The following is a 13,375-nucleotide window of genomic DNA, read 5'->3' as shown; positions in this document are numbered from 1 at the left end:
CTGCGTTTTCTGGGGAACATTTTCCGGGGCGGGGAAGGTTCGATAGAGCATGGTTGTGGTGCCGGAGTCTGTCGAAGGGGTTTCGGGCCAAGCGGATTCGAGTCCGGGGGATCGGCGACGGCTCTGGGTGACGCTCGGCTATCTGGTGCTGCTTATGGTGTCGACCGTGGCGTTGACGCTGATCGATGATTCGACGATGGATCGAGTGCTGTTGCGGGCCAGCACGAATCTCGACAATCTCCTGCACGGCCATGTGGGCACGCTGCTGTCGAGTGCGTTCTTCATCGGGACCGGGGTGACGGCCTGGGTGATTCTGGCGATGTTGGCGGCCTTGCTCGCGTTGGCGGAGCTGCGGTTCGGGGCGGGGAGGTTGGTTCGCGTCTTTCTGGCGGGGCATGTCGGGGCGACCCTGGTGGTCGCTGTCGGACTGTGGGCCGCGGTGCGGGAGGACTGGCTGCCGGATTCCATCTCCGATGCCGAGGATGTCGGGATCAGTTATGGCGCGGTCGCTTTGGTGGGGGCGCTGGTGGCGGTGTTGCCCGCGGCGGCGCGGTGGTCGTGGTCGGCGGTGTGGCTGGCCTTCGCGGTGGACGGGGTGCTGGCGGGGCGGACGTTCACCAATGTCGGGCATCTGCTTTCGCTGGTGATCGGATTGGTGTTGGGGTATCGGATGATTCGGCGCGGTTCGGTGCCGGAGCGGCCGTTGACCTGGGTGGAGGCGGGGTTGCTCGCGGTATCCGCGGGGTTGGCGGGCGGCTTGCTGCTCGGCTGAGCGGAGCAATGGAGAGCACTGCTCTTGACTCGGACCGGCATTGCTGTGATCATTGGTCTCAATAGAGAGCACTGATCTCGGAGATGCAAATGTTGAGCACGATCTGGCAGGACTTCAACCTCGCAGTGGCCTTCGGGGCGGAACTCGTCGCCGTTGGCGCACTGGCGTATTGGGGCTACCGCACGGGACATGGCCGGGTGGCGAAGCTGGCGTGGGCCGTCGGTGCGGCGGTCGCGGCCATGGTGCTGTGGGGCCTGTTCGCCGCACCGCACGCGAGCTTCTCGATTCCGGCGGCGGCGGTGCTCACCAAGATCGCGGTCTTCGGTGGCGCGGCCCTCGGACTGTGGCGGCTCGGTCATCGGACGGCGGCGGTGGTCTTCCCCGTGCTGGTCGCCGTGAACCTGCTCGTCATCCACCTCGGCCACCTGTCGATGTGACGGAGGGTCGTTGGCCCGCTGGGAAATTCGCGCGACAGTGTCGGTGTCGCACGGTACGTTCACAGGGCGTGGTCGGATGGGCCCGCTGTCGATCCGAAGTCTGAAAGGGGCCGGTCATGCGTGATCTCCGCAGCGCCGTTGTGGCCCGTTCGCGCTTCGAGGTGATTCTGGTGTCTTCGCCGGCTCGGTGCCGGCTGCGCGGCCGGTACTGAGTCGAACCCCGGACCCTGTGGTCCCGGGGAATCGCGCTGTTCTTTTCCGGATCAGCACGAAGGACGTAAGACCGTGCGTACCAACATTTCTCGACAAGACCTGGCAGCCGTTCGCAATCTCGGGATTCTCGCGCATGTCGATGCCGGGAAGACCACCGTGACCGAGCGGATGCTGTTCCTCACCGGAATGACCCACAAGCGCGGCGAGGTGCACGACGGCACCACCGTCACCGATTTCGATGCGCAGGAACGTGATCGGGGCATCACCATTTTCGCCGCGGCCGTGAGCTGCCGCTGGCGTGAGCATCGGCTGACCGTCATCGATACGCCGGGGCACGTCGACTTCTCCGCGGAGGTCGAACGTTCCCTGCGTGTGCTCGATGGCGCGGTGGCGGTGTTCGATGCCGTCGCGGGGGTGGAGCCGCAGAGCGAATCGGTGTGGCGTCGCGCCGACCGGCACGGCGTCCCGCGCATCGCGTTCGTCAACAAGATGGACCGGGCCGGGGCCGACCTCGACGCCGCCGTCGAGTCGATTCGGCAACGGCTGCACCCGGTTCCGCTGCTGCTCCAGCTGCCGATCCGCACCGGTGACGTGTTCACCGGCGTGGTCGACCTGGTCGCACTGCGGGCGCTGCGCTGGGACGCCGCGACCGGTGTCGTCGACGAGCCCGTGCCCGCCGACCTGGCGGATGCGGCGCTCGCACGACGGCGCGCGCTGGAAGAGGCGGTGGCCGAACGGGATTCGGCGGCGCTCGAGGAGTTCGTCGAGCAGTCGGCGCTGACCGCCGAGACCTTGGCGGCCGGGCTGCGACGGCTGACGATCACCGGTGCCGTGGTGCCTGTGCTGTGCGGTGCGGCCTACCGCGATATCGGGGTGGAGCCGCTGCTGGACGCGGTGGTCGCGTATCTGCCGTCGCCGCTGGATCGGCCACCGGTGACCGGAATCTCCGGTGCCGGAACCGAATCGGCGCGAACCGTGGAGCCGGGGCAGCCGCTGGCGGCGCTGGCGTTCAAGGTGCAGGCCACCCCTACCGGGCGGCTCACCTTCGTCCGCGTGTATTCGGGTGTGCTCGCCAAGGGCGACACCGTGCTCGATGCCGGTACCCGGCAGCGGGAGCGGGTCGCGCGCATCCTGCGGGTGCAGGCCGATCGGCACGAGGAGGTCGCGGTGGCGACGGCCGGTGACATCGTCGCGCTGGTCGGTCCCAAGTCGGCGCGGGTGGGTGCGACGCTGTGCGCGCCGGACGAACCCGTGCTGCTGGAGCCGCCCGCGGCGACCGAGCCGGTGGTGTCGGTGGCGGTGGAGGCGCGTTCCAATGCCGACACCGAGAAGCTGGCGGTGGCGCTGGCCCGGCTCGCCGAGGAGGATCCGTCGCTGGTGGTGCGGACCGATGCGGAGACCGGGCAGACGCTGCTGGCCGGGCTGGGCGAACTGCATCTCGAGGTGGTGGTGGAGAAGTTGCGCCGTGACCGCGGGCTGGAGGTGTCGGTGGGCAGGCCGCAGGTGGCGTACCGGGAGACCGTGGTGCGCGGCGTGCGGGGCTTCACCTATCGGCACGTCAAGCAGGACGGTGGTTCGGGGCAGTGGGCGCACATCATTCTCGATGTGCAGCCGCTGAGCGAATCCGATGCCGGGGCAACCGGTTTCGAGTTCGTGTCGACGGTGGTCGGTGGCCGGGTGCCCGCGGAGTTCGTGCGCGCGGTGGAGGCCGGGTGCCGGGACGCGCTGGCGGCGGGTCCGCTGGGCGGGCATCCGGTCACCGGGCTGCGGGTCACCCTGACCGACGGCGCCACGCACTCGAAGGACTCCTCGGACCTGGCGTTCCGCACTGCGGGGCGGCTGGGGCTGCGGGAAGCCTTGCGCGCGAGCACGATGGCGGTCCTGGAGCCTCTCGCCGAGCTGACGGCGACCGCGCCCGAGCAGTACGTGGGCGCGGTGCTGGGTGATCTGGCCGCTCGTCGCGGGCGGGTCACGGGTTCGGTGTCGCGGCCCGGTGTCGCGGTGCTGACGGCCACCGTGCCGCTCGCCGAATTGTTCGGCTACGCAACGCGTTTGCGCAGCCGGACGCAGGGGCGCGGGACGTTCACCACCAGCCCGGTGGGGTACGCGGTCGCGCCGTGAGTGAGTAGCGATCCGGCGGGTGGGCGACGACTGTGTCGCGTACCCGCCGGGTTCGTTGCGAGGGTGGCTCATACCTCAAGGGTTGATTGTAGTCGCGACAACAGTTACTGTTGTCGCGACAACAGATTCATCGGCAGGGAGAAAAGCCATGATGTACTCGTTCACCGAAGCGGCCGTGATCACCGGCGATATCGACAAGATCTGGGCGGTCGCCACCGACGTGGCGCGCTGGTCGGAGTGGGATCCGCACGAGGAGAAGTCCCGCATCGACGGGGAGTTCGCGGCCGGAACCCGGGGCTGGGTGAAGCCCAAGGGCGCGCCCGCCGGGCCGTTCACCATCGTGGATGTGGCGGCCGGGCAGTCGTGGACCAGCGAGGCCGGGATTCCGTTCGGGAAGCTGCGCGGACACCGCACCTACGAGGCGCTCGGCGACGGCACCGTGCGGGTGTCGGAGAATGTCGAGGTACACGGTCCGATGGGCCCGCTGTTCAAGTTGATCTGGGAGAAGGGGATGCGGGCGGACATGCCGCGCACCTTCGCGGCATTGGAGCAGGAGGCGCTACGGCGTGGCTGAATCGTCGGATACCCCGCGCGGGCCGGTCGGCGTCCCGCGCGGACCGCTCATGAGTCCCGGGTTCTGGCTGCACCACGCCGCGCTGGAGTGGCGCGCGACGCTGGAGCGGAATCTGCGGCCGCTGGGGCTCACGCCCACCCAGTTCAACCTGCTGGCCTCGGCGGGTTGGCTGGGGCGGCAGGGTGAGTCGCCGACCCAGCAGCAGGTGGCCGACATGTCGGGGTCGGATCGAATGATGGCGTCCAAGGTGCTGCGCGCGCTCGAGGAGCGCGGGCTGCTGGCGCGGCGCGCCGATCCCGCCGACGCCCGGGTGCTGCGCATCGAACTCACCACCGCCGGCAGGGAATTGGTCGGCCAGGGGGTGCAGATCGCCGTGGACACCGACGTGCAGGTGTTCGGCGCGAACGGCGACGAGCTGCGCGAGCAGCTGAAACCGATTGTCGCTCACCGCCTTCCGGAGTGAATCCGGTCAGTCCTTGACCAGGATCGCGCGCGTGTAGAGCAGGGCGAAACCGAGGCGCTGGGTGTTCTGCTGGGATTTGGAACCGGGCTGGGTGGTGATCACCGCGATATCGCAGCCGCCCCGGGCGGCCTCGGCGAGGCGGGCGGACAGCAGCGCGGACTGCACGCCGTGGCGGCGGTGCTCGGGAAGGGTTGCCGCGCCGGTGAGTTGGGCCACGCCGCCGGACATGCGCAGGCTCGCGCCGCCCGCCACCGCGCCCGTGCGGCGGGCCAGGTAGCGGCGGATACCGGCCGCGCCGGTCAGGTCGCGCATGGCATTGGCGATGATCTCGGCGGGGAACTCCTCGTGCGAGGCGACGCCCTGGGTATCGGGGTGGGCGAAGCCGGTGGCGACGGCGTCGAGCCAGGTGTCGAATTCGCTTTCGCCGCTGGGGGATACGTCGACACCGTCGGCGCTCTCGGCGGTGCGGTCGCCGTGCAGTTCGAGGCCGAGCACGTTCTCGAAGGACACCAGCCGGTAGCCGCGGGTGGTGAGCAGTTCGGCGACGCCGGGATCGCCGAGCTGCGAGACTTCGGCCTGCACCGGTGCCCCGCGGGCCGCGAACAGCCGCTCGATCTCGTCGAGCTCGGCCGGATCCGGTACTCCGGCGAAGCCCAGCCCCGCCACCTTGTTCAACGGTGAACCGTCCTCGGCACAGGCGGCTACGCCGCCCGCGATCGGGATCACGAAGCCGGAACCGGTGCCCAGCCGGGTCGCGGCCGCGGCGCTGCCCTTCTCGATCAGCTCGGTTTCGACCCGCTCGATCCGTGCCGCCAGCTCCACCCCGCAGAACAGTGTGCCCTGATTGCTCGCCATGCGCCCGAGCCTAATTCGCCGGGTCCTCCCGAAGCCCGTCATTTTTCCGCGTCGTAGGGTCGGGTGGTGGCTGGTGATCAGGTGGGCGCGCTCGTGGTCGGATTCGACCTGGACATGACGTTGATCGACTCGCGCCCGGGGATCGCGGCGGTGTGGGACGAGGTGTCGGCCCGGACCGGGGTGCCCATCGATTCCGAGCTGGTGGTGTCGCGGCTGGGTCCGCCGCTGGCGGAGGAGGCGGCGAACTGGTTCCCCGAGCACCAGGTGCCGGGGGTGCTGACGATGTACCGCGAGCTGTATCCGGAGATCGGGGTGGAGTCGGCGCTGCCGCTGCCCGGGGTGGCGGAGTCGCTGGCCGCGGTGCATCGGGCCGGGGGCACGGTGCTGGTGATCACCGCCAAGTACGAGCCGAACGCACGGCTGCACCTCGAGCATCTCGGGCTGGCGGTGGACGAGCTGGTCGGCAATGCCTGGGCGGAGGAGAAGGGCGAGGTGCTGCGCGAGCGCGGTGCGGCCATCTATGTCGGGGATCATCTCGGCGACATCCGGGCTGCCAAGGTGGCCGACGCGGTGTCGGTGGCGGTGACCACCGGACCCTATGCGGCGGAGGAACTCTCGGCCGCGGGCGCGGATGTGGTGCTGCGCGATCTCACCGGATTCCCGTCCTGGCTGGCCGGTCACCTCGCGGGCTGAAGCCCTGCTCACCATGCGGGAGTGAGCTTTCCGACGCTGGTTAGCGTCATCCCGATTCGAATCCTGTCGGTGTCCGGGATGCCCGGATTAGTCTTCGACTCACGGTCACGAGTATCAGCACGTTCGAGCCCCGGCTCGCTGATCGGCAACCCTCGCGCGGCGGTGGGGTGCCCCGGGTGACGACCAGGCGGCGTCCGAGTGGGCGGCGCAAGCGCAAGCTCATTCCCTATGCCCGGCTGCGCCGGTGCGTGAGTGCAGAGGTTTGTCATGAGCAGGAAATGGTCCGGATCGCGTGCGCGTCGGATTGTGGTGGGAGTCGCCGCGGCGGCGTTGGCAGCGGGAACGTTGTCGGCGTGCGCGGGCAACTCGTCCGACAGTAGTTCCGACACAGTGTATTTCGGTGTCTCGGGGCCGAAGACGGGCACCTCGGCCGAGTACGGGCGGCTCTGGCAGCAGGGTTTCGACCTGGCGCTCGAGCAGGTCAACGCGGCGGGCGGGATCGACGGCAAGAAGGTCGCGCTGAAATGGGAGGACTCCCAGTCCGATCCGAAGCAGACGGTGCCGATCGCCACCAAGTTCGTCGACGACAGGTCGATCATCGCCGAGCTCGGCGACTTCTCCTCACCCGCCTCGATCGCGGCCTCGCCGGTGTACAACCGCGGCAAGCTGGTGCAGTACGGGTTCACCAACTCCTCGACCGACTTCACCAAGGGCGGCGACTACTCCTGGAGCCCGTCGGTCACCCTGGACACCGTGCAGGCCGCGGTCACCGACTGGGTGAAGGCGAAGGCGACCAGGGTTTCCGTCGTTTATCTCGAATCCGACTGGGGCAAGCAGGATTTCGGCTTCTTCCAGCAGTACGCGAAGCAGAAGGGGATCGACATCGTCTACTCGTCGTCGATCCTGCCGGACTCGCAGGACTTCCGGCCGGTGCTGATCAAGGCACGCGACGCCAACCCGGACGCGGTGGTGCACCTGGGTTACGGTCCGGACGGCGCGCTGGTGGTCAAGCAGCTGCGTGATGTCGGGTACAAGGGTCAGTTCTTCGGTGGCCAGAACACCCCGCAGTTCGTGGAGCTGGCGGGCACCGCGGCCGAGGGCGACATCGTCAACGGCGTCTTCTCCCCGTCGGACACCAACCCGAAGATCCAGGACTTCGTCACCAAGTTCCGGGCCGAGTACAACACCGAGCCCGGCGACTTCAACGTCTACGCCTATGACGCGATCAACGCACTGGTCAAGGCCGCCAAGTTCGGCGGCGCGAACCGTGAGGGCATCCTGAAGGGCCTGCGCGAGGTCAAGGACTTCGACGGCATCGGGTTCACCACGCCCTTCGCCTTCGACCAGCAGACGCGTCGGCCCAGCAACATCAAGCCGATCCAGCTGGTGCTGCAGAACGGCAAGTTCGTTCCCGTCGCCTCCGCCAAGTAGCGGCGCATGTTCGACACGCTCATCGCGGGTCTGGTCCACGGCAACGCGTACGCGCTCATCGCCGTGGGCATCACCCTGATATTCGGGGTCAGCAATGTCATCAACTTCGCGCACGGCGCGATCTTCGCCTTCGGGTCGGTGCTGGGCTGGTGGCTGATCGCCCAGCACGGGGTGCCACTGTGGGCGGCGCTGATCGTGGTGGTCGCGGTGACCGCGCTGCTCGGCGTCGGCATCGACGTGCTCGCGGTGCGGCCGCTGCGGCGCGCCCCGGCCATCGCGGCGCTGCTGGCGACGGTGGCGGCCGGACTGATCATCGAGAACGTGGTGGCGCTGGTCTTCGGGCCGGACACCCGGCCGTTCCCGCAGGTGTTGTCCACCAACAACTTCCAGGTCGGCGGGGTGCGATTCGGGACCTCGGACGTGACCATGTTCGCCATCACCGTCACGGTCATGGCGGGGCTGTGGGCGTTCCTGCGGTACAGCCGTCACGGGCTGGCCATTCGCGCCACCGCTCAGGATCCGGACGCGGCCGCGCAGATGGGCATCCGGGTCGGCCGGGTGCAGTCGCTGGCCTTCGCCATCGCCTCCGGGCTGGGCGGGCTGGCGGGCATCTTCGTGGGGCTCTACAACTCCAATATCTCGCCGACCAACGGCAGCATCGTCGGGTTGACCGGTTTCGTGGCCGCCACCATCGGCGGGCTCGGGTCGATTCCGGGCGCGGTGATCGGCGGGTTCGTGCTGGCGCTGGTGGAGGCGTTCGGCATCTACTGGCTCGGCGACGGCTACCGCGACCTGATCACCTTCGGGCTACTGGTGATCTTCCTGGTGGTCCGGCCGGGTGGGCTGCTGGCCCGCCCGCCCGCCATCGAATCCGAGCCGATGACCGGCACCTTCCTGGGCGCCGGGCGGGAGCTGCGGGTGCGCTGGTGGCACGCGGTGATCGCGTTCGGCGTTGCGGCGGTGGCGATTCCGTTGTTGGCCGACGACTACAGCATCTCGGTCGGCACCCAGATCCTGGCCTACGCGATCATCGCGGTGTCGATGACGCTGGTGGCCGGGTCGGCGGGACAGCTGGCCATCGGGCAGGCGGGGCCGATCGCGATCGGCGCGTACACCTCGGCGGTGCTGACGGTGTCGCACGGCTGGGCGTTCCTGCCCGCCGTCGTCATCGCGGGAATTGTCGCGGCCGGGGTGTCTTCGGTGCTGGCCGCGCCGCTGTGGCGGTTGGGCGGGCACTATGTGGCCATCGCGACGCTGGGGATCGGCATCGTGACGGTGGCGATCATTCGCAACTGGGAGTCGGTGACGCGCGGCAGCTACGGCATCTTCGGGATTCCGCCCGCCAGCCTGTTCGGCCACGAATTCACCACGCACACCGAGCTTTTCCGGCTCGAGCTGGTGGTGCTGGCGATCACCATCGCGGTGCTGATCGGGGTGCAGCGGTCCCGGCTGGGCACCGCCATCCGCGCCATCGGCGCGGACGAGGTTGCGGCGCGGTCGGCGGGCGTGCCGGTGCGCGATTACAAGGCGCTGGCGTTCGCGGTGGCGGCGTTCTTCTCCGGGATCGGCGGGGCGCTGCTGGCGCACCAGTACTCCTACATCGATCCGACGGTGTTCAACCTGCCGATGTCGCTGCTGGTGGTGACGATCCTGGTGCTCGGCGGCACCGCCTCGCCCTACGGCGCGGTGCTGGGCGCGATCGTGCTGATCGGCGTCCCCGAGGCGCTGCGGCTGGCGCCGTCGCTGCGAATCGTGTTGTACGGCTTGGTATTGCTGCTGGTGGTGCGGTTCCGGCCGCAGGGCATCCTGGTGCTGAGGAGGCAACGTGTCCCGGTCATCGCCTGAACGTATCGCCGTGCCCGACGAGCCGGTGCTGAGCGTCCTCGGACTGCGGCGGGCCTTCGGCGGGGTGCGAGCGGTGGACGGTGTCGAATTCTCCATCGCGCCCGGTGAATTCGTCTCGATCATCGGACCCAACGGGTCCGGGAAGTCGACCACGGTGAACCTGATCTCCGGGGTGCTGAAGCCGGATTCCGGGCAGGTGCTGGTGCGCGGCAAGCGAATTCGGCCCGGCCGCCCCGAGGCCGCCGCGGAGGCGGGCATCGCCCGCACCTTCCAGAACGGGCGGGTGTTCGGGAATCTGACGGTGCGCGAGAATGTGGACGTCGGATTGCACACCACGCTGTACGCCACCCGGCCGCTGCGTGGTCTGGCGAATATCCCGGTGCTGCGGTGGATTTCGTTGCTGGCCGAACTCGGGGTGGCGCTCGCGCCGACCCCGGCGGCGCGGGCGGAGCGGCGGGCGGCGGAGGAGCGGGTGGATGCCGAGCTGGCGCGGTTCGAGGAACGGCTGGCGCCGCGAGCCGACCATCCGACCTACACGCTGTCCTACGCCAATCGCCGTCGCACCGAGATCGCGCGAGCGCTGGCGCTGCGACCGCAGCTGCTGCTGCTCGACGAGCCCGCGGCGGGCATGAACCAGACCGAGACCGCCGAAATCGGCAGGCAGCTGGCCGATCTGAAGGCGCAGGGTCAGACGATCCTGCTGGTCGAACACAAGATGGACCTGGTGCACGACCTGTCGGATCGGGTGCTGGTGCTGGACGAGGGCCGGGTGATCGCCGAGGGCACGCCCGCGCAGGTGCTCGCCGACCCGCGGGTGATCGAGGCGTATCTGGGTCGCAGCCGGCTGCCGGTGGCGGATGCGCCGGAACCGGTCGGGGAGATCGCGGAAGAGAAAGCGACGGCGGATGTCTGAGAATGCGGTGGCGGCCCTCGGTCCCGGAAACTTTCGCGAGAACACCGAACCGATCCTCGAATTCGACCGCGTGGTGGTGCATTACGGGACGTCGCGGGCATTGAACGAAGTGTCCCTGCGGGTTCGGCCCGGTGAGATCGTCTCGCTGCTGGGCGGCAACGCCTCCGGGAAGTCGACGACCATGAAGACCGCGCTCGGCTTGATCAAACCCAGCTCCGGGTCGGTGCGCATCGACGGCGTCGAGGTGAACAGGACACCGCCTTCGGCGCGGATCGCGGCGGGGCTGGCCTCGGTGCCGGAGGCTCGCAGGGTTTTCCCGGCCATGACGGTGGAGGAGAATCTGTTCGTCGGCGGCTATATCCGCAGGGAGCGCCGGTCGGTGCTGGCCGCGCGGGCGGCGGAGTTGTTCGAGCATTTCCCGCGGCTGGCGCAGCGTCGAGGCCAGCGGGCGGGCACCCTGTCCGGCGGGGAGCAGCAGATGCTGGCCTTCGCGCGAGCGCTGATGAGCAAACCGCGGCTCATCTGCATGGACGAGCCCACCATGGGCCTGTCGCCGCTGTTCGTGGATCGGGTGCTGGACGAGATCGCCCGGTTGAACCGGGAATTGGGGCTGGCCATCCTGATCGTCGAGCAGCAGGCGGAGTTGGCCCTGAGCATCGCGCACACCGCGAACGTGCTGCGCACCGGGGAGATCGTGCTGCACGGCCCGGCCGCGGAGTTGATCGGGGATCCGGCGGTGCGCGACGCCTATCTGGGAAAGGTGACCACATGACACCGCAGCGGCTGGGTTTCTTCACCCGGCTGGTCCGCACCGATCCGGCCCAGGACGCGGCCACGGTGTACCGCCACGCCCTCGAACAGGTCGAACTGGCCGAGCGGCTCGGCTACGACACCGCCTGGGTGGCCCAGCATCATCTGGACCCGGCCGAGGGCGGACTGCCCTCGCCGCTGGTGTTCCTGGCGCACGCCGCCGCCCGGTTTCCACGCATCCGGCTGGGCACCGCCATCGTCACACTGGCGCTGGAGGATCCGATCAAGCTCGCCGAGGACGCGGCCGTGCTGGATGTGCTCTCGGGCGGCAGGCTCGAATTGGGCGTGGGCGCAGGAGGTTCCAGGCACGCGTTCGAGCTCTTCGAGTTCGGTGCCGCCGATCGGCAGCAGGTCTACGCGGACAAGCTCGCGACGGTGGTGGCGGCGCTGCGGGGTGCGCCGCTGGTCGGCGATCGGTCATTGAATCCTGCTGCGGGACAGCTGAGTTCGCGGATCTGGCAGGCGACCTTCTCGGCCGCGGGTGCGGCGCGGGCGGGGCGGGCCGGTGACGGTCTGCTGCTGTCGAAGTCGCAGCCGCGGGATCCGGCCGCGCCGGAGGCCACCCTGTGGGAGATCCAGAACGAGCTCGTCGACGCCTACCTGGATGCGCTGCCGACCGGGGTGGAGCCCCGGATCGGTGCTTCCCGAGGCGTTTTCGTGGCCGACGACGCGGACGCGGCGCGCACCCTCGCCGAGCAGGGTGCGCTGCGCTTCCTGGAACAACTGGGCCACAACGGCGGTCCGGATATCGCGAACACCGTCGCGGAGGTGCTGCGCGACATCTACGTCGGCACGCCCGGCGCGGTGGCCGCGCAGTTGGCGGCGGATTCGGCGCTGCGGCACGCCACCGACTTCATCGTGCAGGTGCATCCGGTCGATCCCGGCCACGAGGCGACCCTGCGCTCCATCGAACTCATCGCCACCGAGGTTGCGCCGCAACTGGGTTGGCATGCCGAGGAAAGGATTCACGCGTGAGTCGATCCACCACATCGACCGGGGACGTCATCGACGCGGTGCTCGGTGCGGACGCCGAGGCCGTGCGGGCGCTGCGGCAGACCCGGCCCGCCGTCGTCGAGCACACGCAGGGCGTGTACGAGGCGCTGCTGAACGGGCCGGAGTCCGCGGGGATCGGGCGGGAGCGGCTGGTGGCGGTGGCGGTCGCCGTCGCGGAACTGGCGGGCGCGCCGGTGCTGGCCGCGCACTACGCGACGCTGGGAACGGTTCCGGCGGAAAATGATCCGGTGCTGGCGGCGCTGCTGCGGCACGCGGCGCGGGTCTCGACCGCGCCCTCGGAGCTGCAGCGCGCGGACATCGACGCGCTCGCCGCGGCCGGACTGTCCCCGCGCGACATCGTGACGGTCTCGCAGTTGATCGGTTTCGTGCACTTCCAGGTTCGGTTGCTGGCCGGGCTGAGTCTGATCGGAGGCGGCGATGAGTGAGACGACCGAGGTGCGCGGTGTCGAGAGCTCGCGGGTGCCAGCCGAATTCACCCAGGATCAGCTGGACTGGGTGCCGTGGGTGGAACCGATCCTGCTGGCCGCCGCGGACGACCGGCAGCAACCTTTGCTCGCCGGGGATCGCGGGGTCGGGCCGTATTTTCGGCTACTCGCGCGCAATCCCGAGGTGCTGGCGCATCGCAGCGCCAACGACAGGGAGATCTTCTACGGCCGCGACGGCCTGGCGCGGGCGGAGCGCGAACTCGCGGCGACCGTGACCTCGCGGCACAACGGCTGTGTGTACTGCGCTTCCGTTCATTCACGTTTCACTTCCGCGCTCTCCGGGCGTGGCGCGGACGTGCAGCGGTTGCTGGACGAGGGTAATGCGGTGCGGATCGACCAGCGCTGGGATGCGGTCATCGATTTCGTGGACGCGCTGGCAGCCAACCCGCCGCGGGCTACCCCGGCGCAGCTGGCGCGGCTGCGTGAGCTGGGATTCTCGGCGGTGGAGTTGCACGATCTGGTGCTGTCGGCGGCGTCCTTCTCGTGGGCGAACCGGCTCATGCTGACCCTCGGTGAGCCGGAGGTCGCCGCCTAGCCCGGTCCGAACCCGCTGGTAGACGCCCGTCTAGGGATCTATCGAAAAAGTTCTAGAATTTTCCGGATAAATCTTCCCAAGTCAGGTCTCGAATCGGTATCGTCCGGGTGGCTAACCGTCAGTGACGTCACTGGCGAACCCCTGTGAGATCGGAGCACCATCATGGCCAACCTGCTGTCCGATGTTCTCGTGCAAACTCTCCTGAAGCTGCTGG

At 69.1% G+C, this 13,375-nt stretch carries 14 protein-coding genes and 1 riboswitch; of the genes, 13 read left to right on the top strand and 1 reads right to left on the bottom strand.

What is annotated here, in order from left to right; all coding sequences use genetic code 11:
* The first annotated feature begins 49 nt into the window (after window positions 1-49).
* The 5 genes from OG300_RS29690 (at window position 50) to OG300_RS29670 (ending at window position 4,580) form a co-directional block, all read left to right on the top strand.
* Window positions 50-772 (top strand): rhomboid-like protein, encoded by a 723-nt coding sequence (locus OG300_RS29690; protein WP_405486596.1) that lies wholly within the window; start codon window positions 50-52, stop codon window positions 770-772.
* Window positions 773-861: 89 nt separating this feature from the next.
* Entirely contained in the window at window positions 862-1,209 is a 348-nt protein-coding gene (locus OG300_RS29685) for a YrdB family protein (RefSeq protein ID WP_405486594.1), read from the top strand.
* A 285-nt stretch (window positions 1,210-1,494) separates the two neighbouring features.
* The gene (fusA, locus tag OG300_RS29680; protein ID WP_405486592.1) at window positions 1,495-3,543 is read left to right on the top strand and encodes an elongation factor G; all 2,049 of its coding nucleotides are present in this window, start codon (window positions 1,495-1,497) and stop codon (window positions 3,541-3,543) included.
* A gap of 148 nt (window positions 3,544-3,691) precedes the next feature.
* A complete protein-coding gene (locus OG300_RS29675; RefSeq protein ID WP_405486590.1) occupies window positions 3,692-4,117 on the top strand; it encodes an SRPBCC family protein in 426 nt (141 codons plus the stop codon).
* Complete coding sequence (locus OG300_RS29670) at window positions 4,110-4,580, top strand: MarR family winged helix-turn-helix transcriptional regulator (protein WP_405486588.1); 471 nt, start codon at window positions 4,110-4,112, stop codon at window positions 4,578-4,580. The genes OG300_RS29675 and OG300_RS29670 overlap by 8 nt, the downstream gene beginning before the upstream one ends.
* Before the next feature lie 6 nt (window positions 4,581-4,586).
* Here OG300_RS29670 and OG300_RS29665 read toward each other — a convergent pair whose 3' ends face one another.
* Window positions 4,587-5,414, bottom strand: coding sequence for a GNAT family N-acetyltransferase (locus OG300_RS29665; protein WP_405498727.1), 828 nt, complete (start codon window positions 5,412-5,414; stop codon window positions 4,587-4,589).
* 87 nt (window positions 5,415-5,501) lie between these two features.
* Between OG300_RS29665 and OG300_RS29660 the strand changes: the two genes are divergently transcribed.
* From OG300_RS29660 to OG300_RS29625, 8 genes are all read left to right on the top strand, one after another.
* Window positions 5,502-6,128 (top strand): HAD family hydrolase, encoded by a 627-nt coding sequence (locus OG300_RS29660; RefSeq protein ID WP_405486586.1) that lies wholly within the window; start codon window positions 5,502-5,504, stop codon window positions 6,126-6,128.
* A gap of 103 nt (window positions 6,129-6,231) precedes the next feature.
* A riboswitch (SAM riboswitch) is annotated at window positions 6,232-6,348 on the top strand.
* Between the two features lie 170 nt (window positions 6,349-6,518).
* Window positions 6,519-7,559, top strand: a complete 1,041-nt coding sequence (locus tag OG300_RS29655; RefSeq protein WP_405486584.1) for an ABC transporter substrate-binding protein — start codon at window positions 6,519-6,521, stop codon at window positions 7,557-7,559.
* Window positions 7,560-7,565: 6 nt separating this feature from the next.
* On the top strand, window positions 7,566-9,404 hold the full coding sequence (locus tag OG300_RS29650; RefSeq protein ID WP_405486582.1) for an ABC transporter permease: 1,839 nt from the start codon (window positions 7,566-7,568) through the stop codon (window positions 9,402-9,404).
* Window positions 9,385-10,317, top strand: coding sequence for an ABC transporter ATP-binding protein (locus tag OG300_RS29645; RefSeq protein ID WP_405486580.1), 933 nt, complete (start codon window positions 9,385-9,387; stop codon window positions 10,315-10,317). Before OG300_RS29650 ends, OG300_RS29645 begins: the two co-directional genes overlap by 20 nt.
* Window positions 10,310-11,089, top strand: coding sequence for an ABC transporter ATP-binding protein (locus OG300_RS29640; RefSeq protein WP_405486578.1), 780 nt, complete (start codon window positions 10,310-10,312; stop codon window positions 11,087-11,089). The genes OG300_RS29645 and OG300_RS29640 overlap by 8 nt, the downstream gene beginning before the upstream one ends.
* Window positions 11,086-12,102 carry a putative FMN-dependent luciferase-like monooxygenase gene (locus tag OG300_RS29635; protein WP_405486576.1) on the top strand — a complete coding sequence of 339 codons (1,017 nt, stop codon included), beginning with the start codon at window positions 11,086-11,088 and terminating at the stop codon, window positions 12,100-12,102. The genes OG300_RS29640 and OG300_RS29635 overlap by 4 nt, the downstream gene beginning before the upstream one ends.
* A complete protein-coding gene (locus tag OG300_RS29630) occupies window positions 12,099-12,566 on the top strand; it encodes a CMD domain-containing protein (RefSeq protein ID WP_405486574.1) in 468 nt (155 codons plus the stop codon). Before OG300_RS29635 ends, OG300_RS29630 begins: the two co-directional genes overlap by 4 nt.
* The gene (locus OG300_RS29625; RefSeq protein WP_405486572.1) at window positions 12,559-13,161 is read left to right on the top strand and encodes a peroxidase-related enzyme; all 603 of its coding nucleotides are present in this window, start codon (window positions 12,559-12,561) and stop codon (window positions 13,159-13,161) included. The genes OG300_RS29630 and OG300_RS29625 overlap by 8 nt, the downstream gene beginning before the upstream one ends.
* Window positions 13,162-13,375: the final 214 nt, after the last annotated feature.

This window comes from Nocardia sp. NBC_00511 (assembly GCF_045161165.1).
Lineage (GTDB): Bacteria > Actinomycetota > Actinomycetes > Mycobacteriales > Mycobacteriaceae > Nocardia.
The sequence above is the reverse complement of the archived record's forward strand: the minus strand, read 5'-3'. Positions and strand labels throughout refer to the sequence as shown.